General features: G+C 68.8%; 21 protein-coding genes. 10 read left to right on the top strand and 11 right to left on the bottom strand.

What is annotated here, in order from left to right; translation table 11 throughout:
* The first annotated feature begins 85 nt into the window (after window positions 1–85).
* Window positions 86–841, top strand: a complete 756-nt coding sequence (locus BLW00_RS24020) for an META domain-containing protein (RefSeq protein ID WP_245741561.1) — start codon at window positions 86–88, stop codon at window positions 839–841.
* A gap of 73 nt (window positions 842–914) precedes the next feature.
* Window positions 915–2,432, top strand: a complete 1,518-nt coding sequence (locus BLW00_RS10705; protein ID WP_092553581.1) for a S1C family serine protease — start codon at window positions 915–917, stop codon at window positions 2,430–2,432.
* A gap of 27 nt (window positions 2,433–2,459) precedes the next feature.
* Here the strand turns inward: BLW00_RS10705 and BLW00_RS10700 are convergent, their stop codons facing one another.
* From BLW00_RS10700 to aroA, 4 genes are all read right to left on the bottom strand, one after another.
* Complete coding sequence (locus BLW00_RS10700) at window positions 2,460–2,981, bottom strand: septum formation family protein (RefSeq protein ID WP_092553578.1); 522 nt, start codon at window positions 2,979–2,981, stop codon at window positions 2,460–2,462.
* Window positions 2,982–3,070: 89 nt separating this feature from the next.
* A complete protein-coding gene (locus BLW00_RS10695) occupies window positions 3,071–3,910 on the bottom strand; it encodes an inositol monophosphatase family protein (RefSeq protein ID WP_092553575.1) in 840 nt (279 codons plus the stop codon).
* A gap of 62 nt (window positions 3,911–3,972) precedes the next feature.
* A complete protein-coding gene (rsgA, locus tag BLW00_RS10690; protein WP_092553572.1) occupies window positions 3,973–5,013 on the bottom strand; it encodes a ribosome small subunit-dependent GTPase A in 1,041 nt (346 codons plus the stop codon).
* Complete coding sequence (aroA, locus tag BLW00_RS10685; protein WP_092553569.1) at window positions 5,010–6,371, bottom strand: 3-phosphoshikimate 1-carboxyvinyltransferase; 1,362 nt, start codon at window positions 6,369–6,371, stop codon at window positions 5,010–5,012. Before aroA ends, rsgA begins: the two co-directional genes overlap by 4 nt.
* Before the next feature lie 130 nt (window positions 6,372–6,501).
* Here aroA and BLW00_RS10680 point away from each other — a divergent pair, with 130 nt between their 5' ends.
* Together BLW00_RS10680 and BLW00_RS10675 are read left to right on the top strand one after the other, a co-directional pair.
* On the top strand, window positions 6,502–7,098 hold the full coding sequence (locus BLW00_RS10680; protein WP_092554669.1) for a sigma-70 family RNA polymerase sigma factor: 597 nt from the start codon (window positions 6,502–6,504) through the stop codon (window positions 7,096–7,098).
* Window positions 7,095–7,334 (top strand): zf-HC2 domain-containing protein, encoded by a 240-nt coding sequence (locus BLW00_RS10675; protein WP_092553566.1) that lies wholly within the window; start codon window positions 7,095–7,097, stop codon window positions 7,332–7,334. The genes BLW00_RS10680 and BLW00_RS10675 overlap by 4 nt, the downstream gene beginning before the upstream one ends.
* Here BLW00_RS10675 and BLW00_RS10670 read toward each other — a convergent pair.
* Together BLW00_RS10670 and BLW00_RS10665 are read right to left on the bottom strand one after the other, a co-directional pair.
* Window positions 7,331–7,795 (bottom strand): septum formation family protein, encoded by a 465-nt coding sequence (locus BLW00_RS10670; RefSeq protein WP_092553563.1) that lies wholly within the window; start codon window positions 7,793–7,795, stop codon window positions 7,331–7,333. The genes BLW00_RS10675 and BLW00_RS10670 overlap by 4 nt on opposite strands.
* A gap of 76 nt (window positions 7,796–7,871) precedes the next feature.
* A complete protein-coding gene (locus BLW00_RS10665) occupies window positions 7,872–11,666 on the bottom strand; it encodes a multifunctional oxoglutarate decarboxylase/oxoglutarate dehydrogenase thiamine pyrophosphate-binding subunit/dihydrolipoyllysine-residue succinyltransferase subunit (RefSeq protein WP_407650963.1) in 3,795 nt (1,264 codons plus the stop codon).
* Between the two features lie 171 nt (window positions 11,667–11,837).
* Here BLW00_RS10665 and guaB1 point away from each other — a divergent pair, with 171 nt between their 5' ends.
* From guaB1 to BLW00_RS10650, 3 genes are all read left to right on the top strand, one after another.
* Window positions 11,838–13,274: a GMP reductase gene (gene guaB1 / locus BLW00_RS10660; protein ID WP_092553557.1), complete on the top strand. Its 1,437-nt coding sequence runs from the start codon at window positions 11,838–11,840 to the stop codon at window positions 13,272–13,274.
* Between the two features lie 131 nt (window positions 13,275–13,405).
* Window positions 13,406–14,794, top strand: coding sequence for a hemolysin family protein (locus tag BLW00_RS10655; RefSeq protein ID WP_092554667.1), 1,389 nt, complete (start codon window positions 13,406–13,408; stop codon window positions 14,792–14,794).
* Window positions 14,787–15,821 carry a hemolysin family protein gene (locus BLW00_RS10650; RefSeq protein ID WP_092553554.1) on the top strand — a complete coding sequence of 345 codons (1,035 nt, stop codon included), beginning with the start codon at window positions 14,787–14,789 and terminating at the stop codon, window positions 15,819–15,821. Before BLW00_RS10655 ends, BLW00_RS10650 begins: the two co-directional genes overlap by 8 nt.
* Before the next feature lie 231 nt (window positions 15,822–16,052).
* On the opposite strand, the gene BLW00_RS10645 is transcribed toward BLW00_RS10650, so the two are convergent.
* Complete coding sequence (locus BLW00_RS10645) at window positions 16,053–17,135, bottom strand: NADH:flavin oxidoreductase/NADH oxidase (RefSeq protein WP_245741517.1); 1,083 nt, start codon at window positions 17,133–17,135, stop codon at window positions 16,053–16,055.
* 94 nt (window positions 17,136–17,229) lie between these two features.
* Between BLW00_RS10645 and BLW00_RS10640 the strand changes: the two genes are divergently transcribed.
* A complete protein-coding gene (locus tag BLW00_RS10640; RefSeq protein WP_092553548.1) occupies window positions 17,230–18,144 on the top strand; it encodes an ADP-dependent NAD(P)H-hydrate dehydratase in 915 nt (304 codons plus the stop codon).
* Between the two features lie 8 nt (window positions 18,145–18,152).
* On the opposite strand, the gene BLW00_RS10635 is transcribed toward BLW00_RS10640, so the two are convergent.
* Window positions 18,153–18,854, bottom strand: a complete 702-nt coding sequence (locus BLW00_RS10635) for a YceI family protein (protein WP_139256679.1) — start codon at window positions 18,852–18,854, stop codon at window positions 18,153–18,155.
* A gap of 129 nt (window positions 18,855–18,983) precedes the next feature.
* Between BLW00_RS10635 and BLW00_RS10630 the strand changes: the two genes are divergently transcribed.
* Window positions 18,984–20,267 carry a glycosyltransferase family 87 protein gene (locus BLW00_RS10630; protein ID WP_139256678.1) on the top strand — a complete coding sequence of 428 codons (1,284 nt, stop codon included), beginning with the start codon at window positions 18,984–18,986 and terminating at the stop codon, window positions 20,265–20,267.
* Complete coding sequence (locus tag BLW00_RS10625) at window positions 20,215–20,526, top strand: thiamine-binding protein (protein ID WP_092553539.1); 312 nt, start codon at window positions 20,215–20,217, stop codon at window positions 20,524–20,526. Before BLW00_RS10630 ends, BLW00_RS10625 begins: the two co-directional genes overlap by 53 nt.
* Before the next feature lie 2 nt (window positions 20,527–20,528).
* On the opposite strand, the gene BLW00_RS10620 is transcribed toward BLW00_RS10625, so the two are convergent.
* From BLW00_RS10620 to BLW00_RS10610, 3 genes are read right to left on the bottom strand one after another with little or no spacing between them, the layout of a single operon-like run.
* Entirely contained in the window at window positions 20,529–21,236 is a 708-nt protein-coding gene (locus BLW00_RS10620; RefSeq protein ID WP_092554665.1) for a response regulator, read from the bottom strand.
* 20 nt (window positions 21,237–21,256) lie between these two features.
* Window positions 21,257–22,516: a hypothetical protein gene (locus BLW00_RS10615; protein ID WP_092553536.1), complete on the bottom strand. Its 1,260-nt coding sequence runs from the start codon at window positions 22,514–22,516 to the stop codon at window positions 21,257–21,259.
* Complete coding sequence (locus BLW00_RS10610) at window positions 22,513–23,676, bottom strand: sensor histidine kinase (RefSeq protein WP_092553533.1); 1,164 nt, start codon at window positions 23,674–23,676, stop codon at window positions 22,513–22,515. Before BLW00_RS10610 ends, BLW00_RS10615 begins: the two co-directional genes overlap by 4 nt.
* Between the last annotated feature and the right edge of the window lie 199 nt (window positions 23,677–23,875).

Here is a 23,875-nt window from a genome sequence, read left to right as displayed (position 1 = left end):
CGTGTCCTCCGCGTTATCTGCCGTTGTTACCGTGGAGCCAGATCCGGTCCTCCGACCGGCACACAGCGAAACGGGAGTGATCGAGATGAAGCTCGGTGCAGCCACGAATCTGGGTCTGGGGGCCATCGGCCTCGCCGTGGTGCTGGCGCTCAGCGCCTGCGCATCCGGCTCCTCGACGCCCTCGTCCACCGCCGGCGCGGCCGAAGCCGATCCGGCGACCGCGACCGACCTCGTGGGCGCCTGGGTGACGGAGGAGAGCTATGACTCTCCGGACGTGCCCTTCCTCGACTTCGCCGACGACGGCACGTGGACCGGCTCCGACGGGTGCAACGGCGTCGAGGGCGAATGGGCCGTGGCGGCCGACGGGTCGCTGACGGTGTCGGCCGGCATGAGCACGCTGATCGCCTGCGACGGCGCCGCTCTGCCGAAGATGCTCACGGGCGCGGTCCTCGCGCTCATCGACGGCGACTCTCTTCTGCTCACCGACTCCGACGGAGCGGCCGTCGTCACGCTCGTCCCCGCACCGGAAGGGACGGTGCCCGATGCCGCGGGAAGCGTCATCGGCACCTGGTCGTCGGATGCGCAGCAGGGCGCCGAGGTCTTCCTCACCTTCACCGACGGCAAGGTCACCGGTAAAGACGGGTGCAACAACCTGATGGGCTCCTGGAGCGCGGGCGCCGGCGGCTCGATCGTGCTCTCCGGTCTGGCGTCGACGATGATGTACTGCGAAGGCGTCGACACCTGGCTCTCGAAGGCCGTGGGGCTGACGCTCGACGGCCGCACCGCCGTGGTTGTCGACGACACGGGAACCTCGATCGGCACACTCACCCGACAAGGCTGACAAATACTCGTTTCTCTGTAAGATGGTGCGATAGCTGAGCAGCGCTCAGCAACGACCTGTCGAAAGAGAGACCATGAGCCGATCCGTTCCGATCCGCGCGGCCGTCGCCGCGTCCGTCCTTCTCGCAACGGGAACGCTCGCCGGCTGCGCCGGCGGTGGGGGCGGCGGAGCGGGCGGTGCTGCCGGCTTCGACGGCGTGCAGTCCGCTACCATCCAGATCGAGTCGGAGGGAACGTTCGCGAACCCCGACGACGGGCAGACCTCCGAGGAGGCGGGGCTCGGATCGGGGTTCTTCATCTCGGCCGACGGACTGGCGCTCACGAACAACCACGTCGTGGCAGGCGCCGGCACCACGAAGGTGCATGTCGGTGGTGGCGATGAGGAGTACAGCGCCGAGATCCTCGGCTCGTCGGAGTGCCTCGATCTCGCGGTGATCAAGGTCGACGGAACGGGGTTCCCCTTCCTCGACTGGCAGAAGGGCGACATCACCACCGGTGAAGAGGTCTACGCCGCCGGTTTTCCGCTCGGTGACCCGGAGTTCACACTCACCAAGGGCATCGTGTCGAAGAACGACACGGCCGGGCAGACCGCCTGGGCCTCGATCGACCACATCGTCGAGCACGATGCGAAGATCCGGCCCGGCAATTCCGGAGGCCCGCTGGTGAACGCCAGCGGTCAGGTCGTGGGTGTGAACTACGCCAGCGTCGCCGAGCTCGACTCGAACTTCGCCATCCATCGCGACGAGGCGCAGAAAGTGCTGAAGAAGCTGATGGCCGGAGAAGACGTGCTGAGTCTCGGAGTCAACGCGCAAGCGCTTCCGCTCGACGACGACGGCGCACCGCTCGGTGTCTGGGTCAGCTCGGTGAAGGCCGGCTCGCCGGCCGACGCGGCGGGCATCCTGCCGGGAGATGTGCTGACGCGGATGGCGGGCACGACGCTCGCCGCCGACGGGTCGCTCGAGGAGTACTGCGACGTGATCAAGACGCAGGGCGTCGACGGAACGATCGACGTCGACGTCTACCGTCCGTCCGAGGACACGTTCTATCGGGGCCAGTTCAACGGCAAGGAGCTGGCGGCGGTCACCGTGCCCGGCATCGGCGCCCACACCGGCGGAGGTGCCGACGACCGGCAGTACGTCACGGTCGGCGACGATTCCGGCGTGCTGAGCGTCGAGGTGCCCGCCGACTGGACCGACGTCGACGGGGCCCCCTTCGAGGGGATCGGCGGCCACCAGTTCATCGACGTGCGGGCGAGCACGAACCTGCAGCAGTTCTCGGAGTCGTGGGGCACCTCCGGAGTCACGGTGTCGGCGGCCGAGATGGCCGACGACCTGACGCCGCAGGCCATCTTCGACTCCTACGCGGGTCTGACCGCCCAGTGCACGCCGGCGAGCGCTGACGCCTACTCCGACGGCGTCTACGAGGGGCAGTACCAGTACTTCTCGCAATGCGGCGGGCAGAGTGACTACGTGATCGTGGTGGCCTACCCCGACGATCAGAGCTACGTGCTCGTGGTCACGGTCGCCATCGCGAGTGATGCCGATCTCCCGGCCATCGAACACGTGATGGGCAGCTTCGCGGCCACGTTCTGACGCGGCTGCGGCGCCCCGAGGGGGTGGCTACTTGGCCACTCCCTGGAGGCTGCCCACGACTTTCCCGTCGGGCATGCCGATGAGGCACGAGACCAGTCGGTCGTCGCCGTCGGTCCAGGAGCCTTCGGTGGGAGTGAAGTAGGTGTAGCCGTAGACGGAGTCGTCATAGGAGATGCCGACGAAGGGCTGGAACAGGTCGAGGCACTGGGCATCGGCCTGTTCGTCGATGACGTCGTCGCCGGGGAACTCGTCGCCCGCGATCTCGAACTCGCCGTAGACCTCGAAGTCGTGCTCGTTGGCGCAGTCGACGATCGGCACCTCCGTCACCTCGGTTCCGTCGGTGTCGTTCAGACACTGACCGACGGAGAGGGTGAAGACGTCGGTGTCGGTCTGTTCGATCTCCTCGCCGGTCTGTGAGTCGGTCGCGGGCGGCGCCGAGCTCGGGAACAGTGCGGTGCAGCCCGAGAGCGTGAGGCCGAACGCGAGAACCGCCGCAGCGGTGAGGGTGGCCTTCAAGGAAATGCCGGATGTACGGGAAGAAGTCGCCATGAGGTCTCCGTGGGTGAGGGTGTGATTCGCCTGTGAGGAGCCTGTGAACGCCCCTGAGTCACCATTATGGGGGGCATTCGGTGGAGGGGTCAATTCGACGCACGTCGACCGGAGATGAGGGCGATGACGTCGTCGTGGAGCAGCCCGTTCGTCGCCAGAGCACTTCCGCCCCACGGACCGTCCTCGCCATCGGCCGAGCTGAAGCGACCGCCGGCTTCTTGCACGATCGGAACCAGTGCTGCCATGTCATAGGGCTTCAGGTCGAACTCGGCCGCGATCTCGAGTTGCCCTTCCGCGACCATCATGTACGACCACATCTCCCCGTAGGCCCGGGTGCGCCATACGGCGCGGGCGAGCGCGGTGAGCTGGTCGAGTCGGCCTTCTTCGTCCCAGCCTTTGAAGCTGTTGTAGCTGAGGGAGGCGTCAGCGAGTCGTCCGATGCCGGAGACGTGGATGGGCCGGGGTGCTCCGGTGCGGTCGTCGAGCGCATCCGTCGTGTAGGCGCCCAGTCCGGTGGCTCCCCACCACCGGCGGCCGAGTGCGGGCGAGCTCACCACGCCCACCACCGGCACTCCGTCGACGGCGAGGGAGATGAGGGTCGCCCAGACGGGCACGCCGCGCATGAAGTTGGCCGTGCCGTCGATCGGATCGAGGATCCATTGCCGCGACGACTCGCCGGCCGTCCCGAACTCCTCACCGAAGATCGAGTCGCCGGGCCGCTGGGCAGTCAATTCGGTGCGGATGGCCTGCTCGACGGCGCGATCCGCATCCGTCACCGGCGTGCGGTCGGGCTTCGTCACGACCGTGAGGTCGGTGGCGCGGAAGCGTTCGCGCGAGATGGCGTCGGCCAGATCGGCGAGACGCAGGGCGAGGGCGAGGTCGGCAGGCGACGCGGATACGGGCGGTGCGGCTGGGGCGTTCGAGGTCACGCGTCCAGGCTAGCGGGCCAGGTCGTCGAGATCCCGCCCTCGTGGTCGCACCCGGTGCCCGCTCAGGCAGTGTGCTCGATGAGTTTGCGCAACGATTCGATGCGCGCCTTGCCGCTCTCGCCGAGCTCACCCGCTTCGACGCGATCGATGATCTCCCAGTCGTGCGCCTCGGTGAGCGGGATGCCGCCCGGAGGCTCCCCCTCGGGCACACGCGCGGTGGCCGCGAACGACTTGAGGATGTTCGCCGGATCGACGTGTCCGAGGCCGAACGACCGGACGCCCGGGGTGTCGATGATCCAGCCCGTGCGCCCGTCAGCGGCGCGCAACCGGAGACAGATGGTCGAGGAGGAGGTGTGACGGCCGCGCCCGGTCACGGTGTTGACGACCCCGGTGGCCCGTTCGGCGCTCGGCACCAGCACGTTCACCAACGTCGACTTGCCCACGCCCGAGTGACCGACCGTCACCGTGGTGTGGCCGACCAGCAGGTCGGTCAGCTCCTCCACCGGCACGTCGTTCTGCGACAACGTGACGACCCGGAGGTCGAGGGCGTCGAATTCGGACAGCAGCGGTGCCGGGTCGGCCAGGTCGGTCTTCGTGATGCAGAGGATCGGCGTGATCCCCGCGTCGAAAGCCGCAACGAGGTAGCGATCGATCAGGCGGGCGCGCGGTTCGGGGTTCGCTGCCGCGACCACGATCAGCATCTGATCGGCGTTCGCCACGATGACGCGTTCGACCGCGTCGGAATCGTCGGCGCTTCGCCGGAGCAGCGTGCTGCGCTCGTGCACGCGCACGACGCGGGAGAGTGTGCCCTCGTCGCCGGAGGTGTCCCCGACCAGATCGACCCAGTCTCCCGTGACGATCGCTGTGCGCCCCAGTTCGCGAGCGCGCGAGGCGGTGATCTCCCGTTCCTCGGGGGTGTCCTGATCGATCAACACCGAGAAGCGGCCCCGGTCGACCGTCATGATGCGACCGGCCACCGCGTCCTTGTGCTCCGGTCGCGTCTTCGTGCGTGGGCGGTTGCCCTTGGGATTCGGGCGGACCCGGATGGACGACTCGTCGAAGTCGTCGTCGTCATCCTCGTCGTCGTCGGCCCACCAGCTCATGCGCCACCCGTGAGCATGCTGCGCCAGAGTTCCGGGAACTCGGGCAGGGTCTTCGACGTGGTGCCGATGTCGTGGACGAGCACGCCGTCGGTCGCGAGGCCGATCACCGCGCCGGCTGTGGCCATCCGGTGGTCGGCATAGCTCGACCAGACGCCGCCGTGCAGTGGGCGGGGCGTGATGGCGAGCCCGTCGGGGAGTTCGGTGACATCGCCGCCGAGCCGGTTGATCTCGGTGGCGAGCGCCGCGAGCCGGTCGGTCTCGTGGTGCCGGATGTGCCCGATCCCGGTGATCTCGCTCGGCCCGTCGGCCAGCGCGGCGAGCGCGACGACGGTGGGCGCGAGTTCCCCGCCGGTGCTGAGGTCGAGGGTGACGCCGCGGACGGTGTCGCCGCCCGTGACCGTGAGACGGTCGCCGTCACGCTCCACGGTGGCGCCGAAGAGGGGGAGGATCTCGGCGAGATCGGCGCCGACCTGAGTCGTCGCATCTGGCCACCCGGTGATCGTCACGCGTCCGCCGGTGACGACGGCCGCCGCGAGGAACGGCGCGGCATTGGAGAGGTCGGGCTCGATCGCGACCTCGGCACCGGCGATCCGGCCGGGGCGCACGGTCCAGCTGTCACCAGCGGCACCGACGGACACCTCGACGCCGCGGGCGCGGAGCGCAGCGATCGTCATCTCGATGTGCGGCTGGCTCGGCAGACGCGACCCGGAATGCTGGAGCTCGAGACCGTCGTCGAAGCGGGCCGCCGCGAGCAGCAGACCGCTGACGAACTGGCTCGAGGCCGAGGCGTCGATGGTGAGCGCACCGCCGGCGACCCGTCCGGTGCCGTGCACGGTGAAGGGGAGAGCGGCGCGCCCGTCGTCGCCGATGTCGACGCCCAGGGCGCGCAGAGACGTGATCGTGGTGGCCATCGGGCGGCGTCGCGCGCCCTCGTCGCCGTCGAAGGTGGTGGGGCCGAGGGCGAGGGCCGCGACCGGGGGCAAGAAGCGCATCACTGTTCCGGCCAGACCGCAGTCGATCGTCGTGCTGCCGAGCAGCTCCTCGGCCGGGGTGATGGCGAGGTCGGGGCCGAAGCGGCCCGATCCGTCGACCCGCGTGATCGTGGTGCCGAGCGAGCGCAGGGCTTCGACCATCAGGTCGCTGTCGCGGGAGTGCAGCGGCGCGCGCAGGAGCGATGGGGAGTCGGCGAGGGCCGAGAGCACGAGTTCACGATTGGTGAGCGACTTCGACCCCGGGAGCGAAACCACGGCGTCGATGGGCGCGGAGGCACGCGGCGCCGGCCAGTGCTCCTCCGCGGTCTGGGGCGCGTCGTCGCCGTAGGGGTTGAACTCCGGCTTGGAATATCTCGAAACAGGCATCGGTTATCAGAGTAGTCGGCAGAGAAAACTCCTGGAGGTCATACGCGTGGTGGCGACTGCAGTGCTCACGAATCCCGTCGAACTCTCGTTCGGGGTCGAACCGGTGACCCCGGTCGTAGACTTGGGCGTGATGAGCACACCCACCCCCGACCCGCGCGCCCTCTTCGAAGAGCAGGCAATCCCGTTCCTCGATCAGTTGTACGGCGCGGCGCTGCGTATGACCCGTAACCCCAGTGACGCTCAAGATCTCGTGCAAGAGACCTTCGTGAAGGCTTTCGCGGCGTTCGCGCAGTTCGAGCAGGGCACCAACCTCAAGGCCTGGCTCTACCGCATCCTCACGAACACGTTCATCAACACCTACCGCAAGAAGCAGCGCGATCCCTACCAGGGCTCGACGAGCGACATGGAGGATTGGCAGCTCGGAACGGCCGAGTCGGCCACCGCCAGCCTCTCCAGCCGTTCGGCCGAGGCCGAAGCGATCGATCACCTGCCCGACAGCGACGTCAAAGAAGCGTTGCAGTCGATTCCCGAAGACTTCCGTCTGGCCGTCTACCTGGCCGACGTCGAAGGCTTCTCCTACCAGGAGATAGCCGACATCATGAAGACCCCGGTGGGAACGGTCATGAGTCGCCTGCATCGTGGCCGGCGACTGCTGCGGGGTCTGTTGACCGATTACGCACGGGAGCGCGGCCTGGCCACCGCCTCTGTCAAAGGGAGCAAGAAATGACTGACTGCGGCTGCGACAAGGCACGGGCAGAACTCGAAGAGTATCTGCGCAACGAGATCTGCCGAACGGATGCGTCGGAGATCCGGGCACACCTGGAGACCTGCGAGGGCTGCCAGTCCGAGCTCCACATCGGCATCGTGCTCACCCAGACGGTGCAGCGCGCCTGCAAGGAGACCGCCCCCGAGGAGCTCCGCGACCAGCTGATGGCGCGGCTTCGCGGCCTGCAGGTTCTCTAGGCGCCGATCGCCTCGAGCGAACCGGTGGTCTGGCCATCGGGATCGAAGATCACGCAGCTGATCTCCTTGCCGCCGTCGTCGTACCATGACGCCAGCAGCGGCGTGTAGGTGGCGTATTGGTAGTGGGATTCACCGTACGCGATGCCGACGAAGTCGGCGAAGGCTGCACGGCACCCCTCGTCGGCCTGAGCGGCCAGATCGTCGTCGCTCGGATACATCTCGCCCGTGGCGTCGAACTCGTAGTACACCTCGGAGTCGTGCGGTTCGGCGCAGTCGACCACGGGGACCGAGTCGACGTTGCCGCTCTGGCCGGCATCGTTCAGACAGTCGCCGACCGAGACGGCGAACACGCTCTGGCTGCCCCCGTCGTCTGCGGCGCATCCGGCCGTGGAGCCGATGGCGACGACCACGGCAGCCGCGGCAACAAGGCGGCGCACGATGACGCCCGTGCAGTTCACCATCGATCTTCCTTCCCTACTGACTAATGCTCAGAGTCGAGCATTAGTCAGTATAGGGCAGGATGTGACGCGATGGGACTTAGTGCGCGACCGCCCGGGCGATGAGGTCGCTCTGCTCCACGGCGTGACGCTTCGCCGAACCGGCTGCCGGTGACGCCGCTGCCGGACGGGAGACGACCGAGATCGTGCGGCCGTCGAGGCGGCGGGCCAGCTCGGTGCAGATGAAGGGCCACGCGCCCTGGTTCTGCGGCTCGTCCTGCACCCACACCAGTTCGGCGTTGGGATACTGGGCGATGACGGCGTTGATCTCCTCGAGCGGAAGCGGGTAGAACTGTTCCACCCGCACCAGGGCGATCGAATCGTCGGGGTTCTTCTGCAGCTCGCTGGCGAGGTCGTAGTAGACCTTGCCCGAGTGCAGCAGCAGCTTCGTCACGGCGTTCTTGTCGGTGATGCGCGCGTCATCGATCACGGGCTCGAAGCGGCCCGCGGTGAGGTCGGCCACCGAGCTGGTGGCGCCGCGCAACCGGAGCATGGCCTTCGGGGTGAAGACGATGAGCGGCCGGCGGGGGCGGGCATACGCCTGACGACGCAGCAGGTGGAAGTAGGAGGCCGGCGTGGAGGGCCGTGCGACCGTCATGTTGTCTTCGGCGCACATCTGCAGGTAGCGCTCGATGCGGGCGGAGGAGTGGTCCGGCCCCTGGCCCTCGTAGCCGTGCGGCAGCAGCAGCACGAGGGAGGAGCGCTGGCCCCACTTCTGCTCGGCCGAAGAGATGAACTCGTCGATGATGGTCTGTGCCCCGTTGGCGAAATCGCCGAACTGTGCCTCCCAGAGCACCAGCGCGTCCGGCCGCTCCACCGAGTAGCCGTATTCGAAGCCCATCGCCGCGTACTCGCTGAGCAGCGAGTCGTAGATCCAGAACCGCGCCTGGTTGTCGGCGAGGTTCGCCAGCGGCAGCCACTCCTGGCCGTTCTCACGGTCGTGCAGCACCGCGTGACGCTGCACGAAGGTGCCGCGTCGCGCATCCTGACCCGCGAGACGCACCGGGGTGCCTTCGACGAGGAGAGAACCGAGCGCGAGCAGCTCGCCGAAGGCCCAGTCGATGTTGCCCGAGCGGCTCATCTCCAGCCGCTTGGCGAGCAGCTGCTGCAGCTTCGGGTGCACGCTGAAGCCCGAGGGCGGGTTGTCGAAGGCGTCGCCGATGAGATGGATGGTCGATTCCGCCACGGCGGTGGCGAACGGGGTCTTCGAGCTGTCGTCACGCTGGGCTTCGGGCCGCTCGAGGTCGGCGACCGCGTTCGTGTCGCCCGTGATGACCGGGATCGAGGAGGTCTGCGCCGCGTGCGTCTCGGCGAAGGCGCGCTCGAGGCGGTCTTGGAAGTCGCGATGTGCGGCCTCGTACTCCTCCTCGGTGATGTCGCCACGGCCGACCAGCGACTCGGTGTAGAGCTTGCGCACCGAGCGCTTGGCCTCGATCAGGTTGTACATCAACGGCTGGGTCATCGACGGGTCGTCGCCCTCGTTGTGACCGCGGCGGCGGTAGCAGATGAGGTCGATGAACACGTCGCGGTGGAACTGCTGGCGGTACTCGAACGCGAGCTGCGCCACGCGCACCACCGACTCGGGGTCGTCGCCGTTCACGTGGAAGATCGGCGCCTGGATGGTCTTCGCCACGTCGGTGGAGTACACCGACGAACGCGACTCCGACGGGGGAGTCGTGAAGCCCACCTGGTTGTTGATGTTGACGTGGATGGTGCCCCCGGTGCGGTAGCCGCGCAGCTGCGACATCTGCAGGGTCTCCACCACGACGCCCTGGCCCGCGAGGGCGGCGTCACCGTGGATGAGGATGGGCAGGGTCGAGAAGGTGCCGATGGGCTTGCGATCCTGCTTCGCGCGGGCGATGCCTTCGAGCACGCCGTCGGCCGCCTCGAGGTGCGAGGGGTTCGCCGCGAGGTAGACGGGGATCTCGGTGCCGTCGGAGGAGGTGAAGGTGCCCTCGGTGCCGAGGTGGTACTTCACGTCGCCCGAGCCCTGCACGGTGCGCGGGTCTTGCGTGCCCTCGAACTCGCGGAAGATCTGGCCATAGGTCTTGCCGGCGATGTTGGTGAGCACGTTCAGACGGCCGCGGTGGGCCATTCCGATCGCGACCTCGTCGAGGCCCTCTTCCGCGGCACCCTGGATGATGCGGTCGAGCAGCGCGATGGTGGATTCACCGCCCTCGAGCGAGAAGCGCTTCTGGCCGACGTACTTGGTCTGCAGGAAGGTCTCGAAGGCCTCGGCCTCGTTGAGCTTCTCGAGGATGCGCATCTGCTCGTCGTGCCCGGGCTTCGCGTAGGGGCGCTCCACCTTCTCCTGGATCCAGCGGCGCTGGCCGGGATCTTGGATGTGCATGTACTCGATGCCGATCTTGCGGCAGTAGGAGTCGCGCAGCACGCCCAGGATGTCGCGGAGGTAGGCCTGGCGGGTGAGACCGAACTCACCCGTCACGAACTCGCGGTCGAGATCCCAGAAGGTCAGGCCGTGGGTGGCGATGTCGAGATCGGGGTGCGAGCGCTGGCGGTATTCCAGCGGGTCGATGTCGGCCATCAGGTGGCCGCGCACGCGGAAGGCGTTGATGAGCTCCTGCACGCGGGCCGTCTTGTCGATGGCGCTGGCCTCGTCGACGCTGATGTCGGCGGCCCAGTGGATCGGCTCGTAGGGGATGCGCAGCTCGGCGAAGATGTTCTCGTAGAACTTGCGCTCCCCGAGCAGCAGCTCGTGCACCTTCTTGAGGAATTCGCCCGAGCCGGCACCCTGGATGACGCGGTGGTCGTAGGTGGAGGTGAGGGTGATGACCTTGCCGATGCCCAGATCGGAGAGCACCTTCGGCGAGGCGCCCTGGAACTCCGCCGGGTATTCGAGGGCACCGGCGCCGATGATGGCGCCCTGGCCCTTCATCAGTCGCGGCACGGAGTGCACGGTGCCGATGCCGCCCGGGTTGGTGAGCGAGATCGTGGTGCCCTGGAAGTCGGTGGCGGTGAGCTTGTTGGCCCGGGCGCGCTGCACGAGGTCTTCGTAGGCGGCGAGGAACTCGTTGAAGCCCATGGTGTCGGCGCGCTTGATGCCGGGCACGAGGAGCGCGCGCGAGCCGTCGGGCTTCGGCAGGTCGATCGCGATGCCGAGGCCGATGTGGGCGGGGGCGACGACCGAGGGCTTGCCGTCGACCTCCTCGTAGTACACGTTCTGGCTCGGGAACTCCTTGAGCGCCTGCACCAGCGCCCATCCGATGAGGTGGGTGAAGGAGACCTTGCCGCCGCGGGCGCGCCGCAGGTGGTTGTTGATGACGATGCGGTTGTCGATCAGGAGCTTCGCCGGGATGGACCGCACACTCGTGGCGGTGGGCACCGTGAGACTGGCGTCCATGTTGGTCGCGAGCGACTTCGACATGCCGCGGAGCGGGGTGACGGTGTCTTTCTCGGTGTCTTCGGCCGCTTCTTTCGCCGCCTGCTCAGGGGTCGCGGGCCGGGCGCTCGGCGCCTCGGCGGGGATCGGCTGCGGCTTGGCCTCGATGCTCGTCGTGCGCGCGATCGGTTGGGTCAGCGGGCGGGCTTCCGCGCCCGAGGCCTCGGCGACCTGCTGCGACTCGGTCTTGGCGGTGGGCGGCGTGGCGACCGCCTCGGCGGGCGGAGTCGACGCGGATGCCGCGGGGGGCGTCACGCTCTCGGCCGGAGCACCGCTGCCGCCGGAGACGTGGGAGCGGTAGCTCTCCAGCACCGGCCACCACGACTTGTCGACCGAGTTCTTGTCGGCGACGTACTGTTCATACAGTTCGTCGACGAGCCACTCGTTCGCTCCGAATTCCGCCGATGTTCCGTCATCGGTGCTCGTACCCGTCAATTGGCTAGCCAAAGCCGATCGCCCACTCTCCGTTTGCCTCGTACTGGGCACGTGCCGGTGTCTGCTGCGCTGCTTGTTCACGCGTGGACACGTGCATCGTCAAGCCTAAACCTTTCCGGAGCGTGGTCTGCTCATCACACGTCGGGGTCCGGCCCGGGTTAGCGTTGAGACATGGAGTTCTATGGCGAGGCCGGGCGAACCGACCTGACGTATTCCGATGTCTTCCTCATCCCGTCGCGCTCGGCGGTCACCAGTCGGCTCGACGTCTCGCTGGCGCCGAGCGACGGCACGGGGGCGTCGATCCCGATCGTCTCCGCCAACATGAACTCGGTCACCGGGCCGCGGCTCGCGGCGACCCTCGCCCGGCGCGGTGGTCTCGGCGTGCTGCCGCAGGACATGCATCTGCAAGACCTCGATGCCGCCATCCGCTGGGTGAAGGATCAGCCGGTGGCCTTCGACACGCCCTTCGACTTCCACCCTTCCGACACGGTCGAGGTGGCGCTGAAGACCGTGCCGGCAGTGCCCGGGCACGGCATCGTGCTGCACGATGACGGCCGCTTCGTCGGATGCATCGCCGCGTCGCGCCTGGCCACCGCTCTGCCGGATGCGCAGCTCGGCGACCTCGTGCACGGTGCGCTCACCTCGATCTCGGCCGACGATGTGGCCGGCCCGCGCGAGGCGTTCGACGCCATGGTGGCGGCCGACATCGACTTCGCGCCGGTGATGCGGCACGGCACGGTGGTGGGCACGCTGAGCCGCACGAGCGCGTTGCGCTCCACGATCTACCGTCCGGCGGTGGATGCCGACGGACGGCTCCGCGTGGCCGCCGCGGTCGGCATCAACGGCGACGTCGTGACCAAGGCTCGCGCGCTCGTGGCCGCCGGTGTCGACGTGCTCGTTGTCGACACCGCGCACGGGCATCAGGAGGGGATGCTGCGGGCACTGCACGCACTCAAGCAGGCGAAGCTGGGCGTCCCGATCGCAGCCGGGAACGTGGTGACCGCTCGCGCCGTGGCCGATCTCGTCGACGCGGGAGCCGACATCCTGAAGGTCGGAGTCGGCCCTGGCGCCATGTGCACGACGCGCATGATGACCGCTGTCGGTCGTCCGCAGTTCTCGGCCGTGCTCGAGACCGCGGCCGCCGCGCACGAACTCGGCGCTCACGTGTGGGCCGACGGGGGAGTGCGCTACCCGCGTGACGTGGCACTCGCCCTCGCGGCGGGGGCGTCGGCGGTGATGATCGGCTCCTGGTTCGCCGGCACGCTCGAGGCACCGGGCACCCTCGACCGCGATGCCGAGGGCCGCCTCTACAAGGAGAGCTGGGGGATGGCGTCGACGAAGGCGGTGCACGAGCGGTTCGGCCGCCTCGACCCTTACGAGTTGGCACGCAAGACGTTGTTCGCCGAGGGCATCTCCTCGAGCCGCATCTACCTCGACCCGTTACGGCCCTCGGTCGAGGACCTGCTCGACATGATCACCTCCGGGGTGCGCAGCTCGTTCACCTACGCCGGGGCCGCGACACTGGCGGAGTTCCACGACCGGGCCCTCGTGGGCATCCAGTCGGCCGCCGGCTATGAAGAGGGGAAGGCCCTGCCGGTCAGCTGGTGAGCGCTCTGCCCGGCCCTGTATAATCGCACGGACAATGGACGACCCTCCCTCTGCCCATCATCATCCGTCGCCGACCATGATCGAACGCGATCGACTCCCCTCCGGAGGCCCCCGTGGCCTTTGAGTTGATCATGCTGGGAGTCGGCGTTCTTCTGACCGTCGGCACCGGTTTCTTCGTCGCCTCCGAGTTCTCGCTGGTCAATCTCGACCGCTCCGACCTCGAAGCGCGCACCGTGCGCGGGGAGAAGGGCCTGCAGCCCGCCATCACCGCACTGAAGCACACCTCGACGCATCTCTCCAGCGCCCAGCTCGGCATCACGCTGACGACGCTGCTCACCGGTTACACGATGGAGCCGGCCATCTCGAGCCTGCTGCGGGACCCGTTGACAGCCATCGGCATCCCCGCGTCGGTGGTGCCACCGATCAGCGCCACCATCGGTATCGTCATCGCCACCCTGCTCTCGATGATCGTCGGCGAACTGGTGCCGAAGAACTTCGCCCTCGCCCTGCCCCTGCAGACGGCACGTGTCGTCGTGCCCTTCCAGCTGGCGTTCACGATGGTGTTCAAACCCGCCGTGTCGCTGCTCAACAACACGGCCAATGCGCTGTTGCGGCTGGTGGGCATCGAGCCGAAAGAGGAGCTCTCGGGCGCCCGCACGGCCGAGGAGCTCTCCTCGCTGGTGCGCCGGTCGGCCCTGCAGGGCAGCCTCGACGAGGACACGGCGACCCTCCTGAACCGCACCCTGTTGTTCTCGTCGCACACCGCATCGGATGCGATGACCCCGCGACCCCGGATCGCGAGCGTCAAGCGCAGCGACTCCGCCACGGCCGTGCTCGACCTCGCGCGCTCGACCGGCCACTCCCGTTTTCCGGTCATCGACGAGGACATCGACGACGTGGTGGGGCTCGTGCACGTGAAGCAGGCCGTGGCCATCCCGCGGGAGCGGCGCGCGGAGGTGCCGGTCGCGGCGATCCTCACCGACACGGTTCGGGTTCCGGAGACGATGATGCTCGACGTGCTGCTCGGCGAACTGCGCGGCCGGGGCTACCAGATGGCCGTCGTGGTCGACGAATACGGTGGAACCGCGGGCGTGGTGACCCTCGAAGACCTCGTCGAGGAGCTGGTGGGCGACCTCGCCGACGAGCACGACCGCACCCGAGCGGGTGTCGTGCGCTCGCGTGGCGCCACGACGTTCCCGGGCATGCTGCGGCCCGACGAGCTGGCCGATCAGGCCGGCATCCGCGTGCCCGAGGACGGCCCCTACGAGACGGTCGCCGGGTTCGTGATGAGCGAGCTCGGCCGGCTGCCCGTCGTGGGCGACACGGTGTCGCTCCCGGAGGGGGCCTTGCGGGTGGAGCGGCTCGACGGGCGCCGGATCGATCGGCTGCGGTTCATCCCGTCTCCGGACGGTTCGGAGCAGACCGCCGAGGACGCCGCCCGGGGTCGCCTTGCGAACGAGGAGACGCGCACCGCCGACCGAGACCGCGACGACGAGTGGAAGGAGGCGACCCGTGGCTGATTGGCTCGGAATCGTCTGGCTCGTCGTGCTGCTGGCCGGCAACGCCTTCTTCGTCGCGGCGGAATTCGCCGTGATCTCCGCGCGCCGCTCGCAGATCGAACCGCTCGCCGAACAGGGTCGGTCGAGTGCGAAGACGGCCTTGTGGGCCATGGAGCACGCGACGCTCATGCTGGCGACCAGCCAGTTGGGCATCACCGTGTGCTCGCTGCTCATCCTGAACGTGTCGGAGCCCGCCATCCACCATCTGCTCGAGGTGCCGTTGCACCTCACCGGTCTGCCGGAGGAGGTGATCGGCACCGTCGCGTTCATCATCACGCTGGTGCTGGTGTCCTTCCTGCACGTCGTGTTCGGCGAGATGGTGCCGAAGAACCTCTCGTTCTCGATGCCCGACCGCGCGGTGCTGATGCTCGCGCCGCCGCTCGTGGGAATCGCGCGCATCTTCAAGTTCATCATCGTGGCGCTCAACTCCACGGCGAACGGGGTGCTGCGGCTGTTCCGGGTCGAACCCAAGAGCGAGGCGGCGAGCGCCTTCACCCTCGACGAGGTGTCGACCATCGTGGCGCAGTCGACGCGGGAGGGCGTGCTCTCCGACCGCACCGGAACGCTCTCGGCCGCATTCGAATTCACCGCGAAGACGGTGTCGGAGGTCGCGGTGCCGCTCGAGTCGCTGGTGAGTCTGCCCGCGTCGGCGACCCCCGCCGATGTGGAGCGTGCGGTGGCCAAGTACGGCTTCTCGCGTTACGTCGTGCTCGACGGTGAAGGACTGCCGGCCGGGTACGTGCACCTGAAAGACGTGATCGACCTCGACGACGACGAGTTCGACGATCCGATCCCGGCCAAGCGCATCCGTCAGCTGCCGTCGATCTTCGAGAAGACCGACCTGGAGGATGCGCTCGCCTCGATGCGGCGCACGGGCGCGCACCTGGCCCGATCCTTCACCGAGTCGGGCCTCACGAAGGGCGTGCTCTTCTTGGAGGACATCATCGAGGAGCTGGTCGGCGAGGTGCAGGACGCGACCAGGCGTTAGCTACCGTGCGGGCTCGCTGCTGACATTTCACGTCCCGAGCTATTGGGAAACGAGATCGCAGGCCGCGGGCCGCGCTCGACGACCCAGGGTGAGCGCGCGGCCGGAGGGCTCGACCGCAGGCCGGGCCCTCCGACCGCACGCGAACATGTCGCCCGGCGCCGCAGAAGCGGCGGCGCCGGCAACGAGCGACCGACCGGCCTTCGGCCGGCCGGTCGCGGGAATGGGCGAAACCTACTGCCAACGGGCGCGGAGGTACTGCGGGGGCCAGTAGTCGATGTCGACGCCGAGCGCGTGCGCGGCCCGCAGGGGGAAGTGCGGGTCGCGCAGGAGTTCGCGCGCCATCATGACCGCGTCGGCCCGGCCGCTCGCGATGACGTCGTCGGCCTCCTCGGGTGTCGTGATCAGCCCCACGGCCGACACGCGCACGCCGGCCCGCGACTTCACCTCCGAGGCGAAGGGCACCTGGTAGAGCGGGCCCAGCGGGATGCGCGCACCGGCCACGTTTCCGCCGCTCGACACGTCGAAGACGTCGGCTCCCGCATCCCGTGCCCATCCGGCCACGACGGCGGTCTGCTCCTCGTTCCAGCCGCCCTCGGTCCAGTCGGTCGCCGAGAACCGCACGAAGAGCGGGAGGTCTTCGCCGATCTCCGACCGCACCGCGCGCACCGTCTCGAGCAGGAAGCGCGCCCGGTTCTGGAGCGACCCGCCGTACTCGTCGGTGCGCACGTTCGACAGTGGCGAGAGGAACTGGTGCAGGAGGTAGCCGTGCGCCGCGTGCAGTTCGAGCACCGCGAATCCGGCGTCGACGGCCCGGCGCGCGGCTGCCGCGAACGCCGCGACCAGCTCGTGGATCTCCTCGACCGTCAGCGCCCGGGGCGTGGCGTAGTCGCCGAACGCGAGAGCCGACGGCCCGACGGTAGGCCACCCGCCCTCCGTCGCCGGAACGGTACCGCGTCGGCTCTCCCACGGCCGGAACGTCGACGCCTTCCGCCCGGCGTGGGCGAGCTGGATGCCCGGAACCGCACCCTGCGAGCGGATGAACGCGGTGATGCGCACGAAGGCGTCGCGCTGCGTGTCGTTCCAGAGTCCGAGATCCTGCGGAGCGATCCGGCCCTCCGGACTCACCGCGGTCGCCTCCGTGAACACCAGCCCCGCGCCGCCCGTGGCGAACGAGCCGAGGTGCACGAGGTGCCAGTCCGTCGGCACGCCGTCGCGATCCTCGGCGGAGTACTGGCACATCGGCGCCACCCAGATGCGATTGCGAACGGTGACCGAGCGGATGTCGAGGGGGGCGAAGAGCGCAGAGGCGGGCACGGACGACCTTTCACGGAGGGAGTTCGGCAGACCGTCGCCGACTCTTCGATTATCGCCCCGTGCGGCGACGCCGCGGCGTCCTATCGTGGACAGCATGACGACGGATGCGCACGACACCAGCGACACCACCACCGGATCCCCGTGGCGCGATTGGACCGAACTCGACGCGGCACGGTGCGTCGTGGTGCCCGGCGCGGCCGACGACAAGTACTCCCGGGGGGTGCTCGGGATGGTCACCGGTTCGGCCGAGTTCCCGGGAGCCGCCGTGCTCGGGGCCGAGGCCGCCGTCCGCACCGGCCTCGGCATGGTGCGCTACCTCGGTCCTGGCCGGCCGAGCCGGCTCGTGCTGCAGGCCCGGCCCGAAGTGGTGACGATGGCGGGGCGCGTGCAGGCCTGGCTCCTCGGATCGGGCATGGATGCGTCGACCCGCAGTGCCGCCGCCGCCCAGCTGCTCGACCACGCCCTCGATGACGGTGCGCCTCTCGTGGTCGACGCGGGGGCGCTCGACCTCAGCGACCGCATCAGCGCCCCGGCCGTGCTCACGCCGCACGCCGGCGAGCTGGTGACGCTGCTGAAGGCGTACGGGACGGAGGTCGATCGGTCGGCCGTCGCGGGGCATCCGGAGCACTGGGCCGCCGTCGCAGCCGACGCCACGGGCCACGTCGTTCTGCTGAAGGGGCGCCTGACCCACGTGTGTGCGCCGGCGCGCAACGGCCGGGGGCGCGTCGCCGTGCGCGTCGAGGCGCCGTCGAGCTGGGCGGCCACGGCCGGTTCGGGCGACGTCTTGGGCGGCATCGTGGGCGCGATCGTGGCCACCAACGCGTCCGCGCTGGCGGAGCTCGACGACGCCGGCATCGCCGAACGACTCGTCGCCCTCGCCGCCACCGGCGCCTATGTGCACGCCTGGGCGGCCGAACGGGCCTCCGACAAAGGTCCGATCGCGGCCCTCGACATCGCGCACGCTGTACCCCGCGTCATTGCGCGGCTCGCCAGCGGCACCCGCGACTGACGGGCTTCTCAGCCCGCGGGAGACGCGACGAGGTCGACGTCGATGTAGGCCGTGTCGTCGAGATCGAGCACTCCGAGATCGGGCACGTCGATGCCGTAGGAGGCGAGATCGACCGGGATGCTCCCCGTCATGACGCCGGAGTCGCCGTCGAAGGAGAGTGACACCTCGGCCTCCACCGGGTTCGTGATGCCGCGCACCGTGAGTGCGCCGACGATCGAGACGGTGCGGGGAGCGGGTTCCACGTCGGAGGCCGCATCGATCGCCTCGCCGAGGTCGACGGGCTTCGTGAGCACGAACGAGGCCGTCGACCCGCCGCCGGCCAGGATCAGGGTCTGCAGCAGCGCATCCAGTCGGCCGTGGTCGCTGTCGAGGGTCGAGAGATCGACCATGAACTCGGCGTCGGTCAATCGGTCGCCGCTCATCATGATGACGCCGGAGAGTTCGGAGGTCTGGCCGCTCACCACCTCGTCGCCCGACGAGATGCGGTAGCCCACGGTGGAGGCGGAGTCCAGGTGCCAGGTCTGCGATTCGCCGTCACCGTCGTCGCCCTGCTCGGGCGAGTCGAACACGGTGGGCACCACCTGTTGCAGGGAAGCGCCCGGGTCGAGGGTGACGCCGCGGCTCACGATGGGCAGCGCGACGACCGCCACGACGCCGACGGCGGCGACTCCCGCCACGAGGGCGAGCGCGTACTTGGCTGTGCTGTTCACGGGGGACTTCCGGTTCGGATCGGACATCACAGTCAACCAAGCGAAGGTGTTCGGCGGCTGAGAGCGGGCGGAACGGCACCTGAATCATTCGTCACCGTCCTTTCAGACTGCGCAGAATAGGATCGACGCGTGCTGATACGCGTACGACGACTCGCGGCCAGGCCTGTCGTCCTCTGGGCCGCATTCCTCGCCACTCATCTGTGGCTCGGGTATGTGGGCCTCACCCACCCGAATCTGCCCTTCGGCGACGTCACGAACGTGTACCTGCCCTGGGTGCAGCAGTCGCTCGACGGGTTCCGTCTCGGCATCGACGGCCCGTGGGTGTACCCGATCCTCGCATTCCTGCCGATGCTGGCCTCGATGGTGCTCGGCCCGGGCCTGTACGGCATCGGCTGGATGATCATGGTCACCATCGCGAACGCGGCGATCTTCGCGTTCCTGATCACCCGCTCCCGGCCGGGAACCGCTGACGGCGAGCTGCGCCTCACCGCCGCCTGGTGGTGGCTGGCCTTCCTCCTGCTGCTCGGCCCGGTCTCGGTGGGGCGGATCGACATCTTCACGGTCGATCTCGTGATCGCGGGGCTCCTCGTCATCCGCAACCGGCCCGCTGTCGCCGGGGTGCTGCTCGGTCTCGCCACCTGGGTGAAGGTGTGGCCCGCCGCTCTGATCGCCGCGGGTATCATCGCGATGCGCCGTCGTCTCCGGGTGGCCGTGGGCGCCGTGATCACCCTGGTCGGCGTCGCCGCGGGGGCCCTGGCCTTCGGTGCAGGGATGAACGCCTTCAGCTTCGTGAGCGAGCAGACCGGCCGCGGTATGCAGGTGGAGTCGCCGGCCTCGAGCCTGTGGATGTGGCTCGCCTTCGCCGGCGACCACTCCCGGGTGTACTACGACCACGAGATCCTCACCTTCCAGGTCACCGGCCCGGGCAGCGCTCTCGCCGCCAAGCTGATGACGCCGCTGCTGGTGGTGGCGGTCGCCGCCATCCTCGTGCTGGCCTTCTTCGTGGTGCGGTCCGGCGCCGCGTCGACCGTGGTGCTGCCGCCGCTCGCGCTCGCGCTCGTGACCGCCCTGATCGTGTTCAACAAGGTGGGGTCGCCGCAGTTCATGGTGTGGCTCTCGGCGCCGATCATCCTCGGCATCGTGACCCAGGGTCGGCGCTTCTTCGTGCCCGCGATCACCGCCTTCGTGATGGCGGGGCTCACTCAGATCATCTACCCGATCGCCTATGACGAGGTGCTCGGACTCGATCCGCTCATGCTCACCGTGCTCACCCTGCGCAACCTCCTGACCGTCTGCCTGCTCGTGCTCGCCGTGATGATGCTGTGGCAGAGTAGGAAGACATCGAGAGAGGTGGTCGAAGATGCTGGTGGCCTTTTCCGTAGCACCTTCCGGGGGACCGTCGCCGGGCGCTAGCGTGCACGACGCGGTCGCCGCCGCGGTCGCCGTGGTGCGCGCATCCGGTCTGCCGAACTCCACCGACTCGATGTTCACCACGATCGAGGGAGAGTGGGACGAGGTCTTCGACGTCGTCAAGCGCGCCACCGAGGCGGTGCAGGCGTTCGGCCCGCGCGTCTCCCTCGTGCTGAAGGCCGACATCCGCCCCGGTCACACCGGAGAGCTCACCGGCAAGGTGGAGCGGTTGGAAGCTGCTCTGGAACGGCGCGACTCATAGGGTCAGCTGGGCAGCACGTCGTCTTCGAAGGTGTCGGCGGTCTGATTGCCGAGGTATTCGTCGCGGGGGAGCAGGCCGTCTTGGATGGCGCGCTTGCGCAGAGCCACCTTCGTGCCCACGTCGATGCCCACCAGCCGGTACTTCTCGCGGATGCGCTTGAGATACGACTTCGCCGTCTCCTCGGAGATGTCGAGGGCCTTCGCCACCTGCTTCACCGGCTCGCCGCCGCCGTAGAGGGCCATCACACGGCGCTCCTGCGCCGAGAGACGCGGCGACGACTCGAGATCATCGGCCGCGAGGGCCAGGTCGAGCTCGGTGGAGATGAAGCTGTCGCCCGAGGATGCCGCTCGGATGGCTTCGACGATCATGTCGGCCTCCTCGCTCTTCACGAGGTAGCCGAGGGCCCCGGCGGCGATCGCCTCGCGCACCACCACGGGTTCGGAGTAGGTGCTCATCAGCACCGTCTTCACCCCGGCCGACTTCAGCGCGCGCAGCTTCACCGACACCGGCAGGTTGTCCTTCAAGTCGAGGTCGAGCAGCACCACGTCGACCGGGAACTCCGGATGCGTCAGCAGATCGGGCCAGGTCGTCACCGCCGCGACCATGCTGATGTCGTCGGCGGCTCCACGGATCCATTCGGTCAACGCACCGAGCAGCATGCGGTGGTCGTCGACGATGGCCAGACGGATCGGTTCGCGGGTGATCGTCACCTGTTCTCCTTTCGTCCGGATCACCGTGAGGCATCCGGAACGACAACGTGTGCGTCGACACTGACCCGCAGGCGACCGGCACGGGCATCCACAGAGTACTGACCGACACGGGAAAGAGCCGACCAGACAGCCGGGTCGATGCGGCGTCGGGGTATTCCGCCGACCGACATGACTATCGGGAGCCCCATCCTATCGTCAGCCGTCGATCTGCTCGGAACACCCTGGTCGTCGACCGAGAGGTCGATGGTGGGATTCGACCGGCCGGATTCGTCGACGATCAGCCAGATCGCCGAGAGCAAGCCGTCGCGCTGCACGGGTTCGAGGTAGCCGGCGAGGCCGCCCGGGTCGCTCAGCGTCACGGCCGGGGCGAGGTACTCCGACTCGGTGATCGCGTGGTGCAGCCAGGTCTCGCGCCGGCCCGCGACCAGGGTGCGCCGCAGGTCGGTGGCGAGGGAGGAGGCCGTCGAGGCGAGGTCGCGGTCGAGCGGCAGGTCGACGCGGCCGGTCGCCACATCTTGCAGCAGTTCCTCGGCGGCGAGGTCGAGACGGGCGAGTTCAGACGATGCGAGCAGGCCCAGGCCGAAGCGCGGAGCGTCGATCGTGCTCTCGATCACCGTGCGGTCGAGCTCGCGTTGCACCAGTTGCCCGAACGAGCGCACGATGACGATGCCGGCGAACGCGGGCATGACGGTGAGCACCAGCTGGGCGAAGCCGAAAGCGGCGTTCTCCGGATCGGTGACCGATTGCCACGCCAGGAAGGCCAGCGAGATCGCGGTCAGGGCGATTGTCGAGGTGAGGATCGACCCGAGGGGTCGGAAGGTGACGCAGGCCAGCAGGGTGGCGCCCACGCCGATGCCGATGGTGACGTAGTTCGCCGGGTCGTCGGCGAGCAGCAGAGCGGTGTAGTCGAGCCCCAGCGCCACGGCGTCGACGGCGAGCAGGGAGCGGAACGCCCAGGGCGCGAGAACGCCGCGGCTGCGCCGGGCCATCAGCACGGCCACCGCGAAGGCGCCGATGACGATCAGCCAGGCCACCACGGTGAGCAGGCGCCAGTCGTTCGCCGTCCAGGTCCAGGCGAACGACACCAGCCCACGGATGAGCAGCATGACGCCGACGATGACCGCGCCGATGCCGAGATAGCCGAGGCCGAGGCGTGAGTCGCGCTCGATGTCCTGGCGCACCGCGTCGACGGCACGCGGCCCGATGCGGCGGGCGCGCACCAGTTGGGTGAGCACGCCGCCATCGGGCGTGCGGGCGCGACTGCGACCCGCGCCGCTCACTTCGGCACCTCCAGCACCACGGTGGTGCCCGACCCCGGCGCGGAGAACAGGCGCACCTTGCCGCCGACGTCGCGGATGCGCGCGATCACCGATTCGGCGAGCCCCAACCGCCCGACGTCCACGGCCTCGAGGTCGAAGCCGACGCCGGAGTCGGTGACCATGGCGCGCACGGTCACATCGTCTTGGGTGATGGTGACGTCGGCCGAGCCGACCTCGGCGTGCCTCCGCACGTTCTCCAGGCATTCGGAGAGCGAGAGCAGAAAGGCGTCGAGCACGTGGCTCGGGAGGAGGATCTGGCCGGCGCCGTGCCAGGCGACCTGGAGACCCATGCGGCCGAAGCGCTGCTTCACCGACTCCAGCGTGTGGCCGAGATCACCGGTCTCCACGGGTTCGAGGGTGTAACCGCCCGAGGAGCGCGGCATCGGTGTGCCACCGAGCCGCAGCTGGCGGAGCAGGCGCGCATCCTCGCCCGCCTGGTTGCGCAGCGCATCCGGATTCACACCGATGCCGGAGTGGGCGAGCAGTGTGAGCGTGGCGAGCACGGTGTCGTGCAGCAACCGCGCACCCTGGCGGCGCTGTGCCTCCAACTCGCTGGCCTGCCGCTCGACGGCGTGCGCCCGGCCGAGTCTCGCCATGCCGTCGAAGGCACGGCGGAGGCTCGCCGAGATCCAGGCGGCGGCCACGAAGAGCGCGATCCAGCCGACCGCGAGGGCGAGGATGACGACCGCCGCGCGGCCGGAGGGCCAAGTGGCGAGCGTCGTGAGTGCGAGCACCGGAACGTAGCCGGCCAGCACCAGGAGGTGCAGGCGGGGCGAGGTGGCGAGCGTGGCGATGAGGGAGGGGACGGCGGTTGCCGCGAAGAAGGTGATGCCGCTCGCGGTGAGGGCGTCGACGGCGGGTGTGCCGGGCAGGAGGAAGGCGGCGAGCGCCGCGAGCGCCAGCAGATAGGTGACCGCGGTCCAGAGCAGCGAGCGGGATTCTCCGACGAGGTAGAACCCGGCGCCGGTCAGCACCATGAGGGTGAGACTCGGCGCGAATCCCGCCAGCTGACCGAGGTTCGGCACGGCGACGGTCAGCACCGCGGCGCCGGTGAACATCATTCCCAGATTGCGCGTCGAACGCGTGAGGAGCTTTCGGCGTTCACGATCCGTTCTCGGCATCAGGCCTCCTGCAGACCAGCGAGGTCAGGACTCCATCGACGGTGCAGCAACACAGTCTGCATGATACAGCGGCGCCGTACCCCCTGAACTGGGGAGCGTGGATATCAACAGGTGTCAGTAGCCTCGAAAACAGATCTTGGGGGGAATTGGCCGGGGAACCGTTGGCAAGGCGGTTCCCCGGCCTCATTTTTCGTACGAC

It is taken from the genome of Herbiconiux ginsengi (assembly GCF_900107435.1).
GTDB classification, from domain to species: domain Bacteria; phylum Actinomycetota; class Actinomycetes; order Actinomycetales; family Microbacteriaceae; genus Herbiconiux; species Herbiconiux ginsengi.
This window is presented reverse-complemented; position numbering and strand designations above follow the sequence as displayed.

Excerpts from the sequence above, each read along its gene's own strand:
- BLW00_RS24020 (WP_245741561.1), top strand. The coding sequence starts at position 86 with ATGAAGCTCGGTGCAGCCACGAATCTGGGTCTGGGGGCCATCGGCCTC.
- BLW00_RS10705 (WP_092553581.1), top strand. The coding sequence starts at position 915 with ATGAGCCGATCCGTTCCGATCCGCGCGGCCGTCGCCGCGTCCGTCCTT.
- BLW00_RS10700 (WP_092553578.1), bottom strand. The coding sequence starts at position 2,981 with ATGGCGACTTCTTCCCGTACATCCGGCATTTCCTTGAAGGCCACCCTC.
- rsgA (WP_092553572.1), bottom strand. The coding sequence starts at position 5,013 with ATGAGCTGGTGGGCCGACGACGACGAGGATGACGACGACGACTTCGAC.
- aroA (WP_092553569.1), bottom strand. The coding sequence starts at position 6,371 with ATGCCTGTTTCGAGATATTCCAAGCCGGAGTTCAACCCCTACGGCGAC.
- BLW00_RS10680 (WP_092554669.1), top strand. The coding sequence starts at position 6,502 with ATGAGCACACCCACCCCCGACCCGCGCGCCCTCTTCGAAGAGCAGGCA.
- BLW00_RS10675 (WP_092553566.1), top strand. The coding sequence starts at position 7,095 with ATGACTGACTGCGGCTGCGACAAGGCACGGGCAGAACTCGAAGAGTAT.
- BLW00_RS10670 (WP_092553563.1), bottom strand. The coding sequence starts at position 7,795 with ATGGTGAACTGCACGGGCGTCATCGTGCGCCGCCTTGTTGCCGCGGCT.
- guaB1 (WP_092553557.1), top strand. The coding sequence starts at position 11,838 with ATGGAGTTCTATGGCGAGGCCGGGCGAACCGACCTGACGTATTCCGAT.
- BLW00_RS10655 (WP_092554667.1), top strand. The coding sequence starts at position 13,406 with ATGCTGGGAGTCGGCGTTCTTCTGACCGTCGGCACCGGTTTCTTCGTC.
- BLW00_RS10640 (WP_092553548.1), top strand. The coding sequence starts at position 17,230 with ATGACGACGGATGCGCACGACACCAGCGACACCACCACCGGATCCCCG.
- BLW00_RS10625 (WP_092553539.1), top strand. The coding sequence starts at position 20,215 with ATGCTGGTGGCCTTTTCCGTAGCACCTTCCGGGGGACCGTCGCCGGGC.
- BLW00_RS10610 (WP_092553533.1), bottom strand. The coding sequence starts at position 23,676 with ATGCCGAGAACGGATCGTGAACGCCGAAAGCTCCTCACGCGTTCGACG.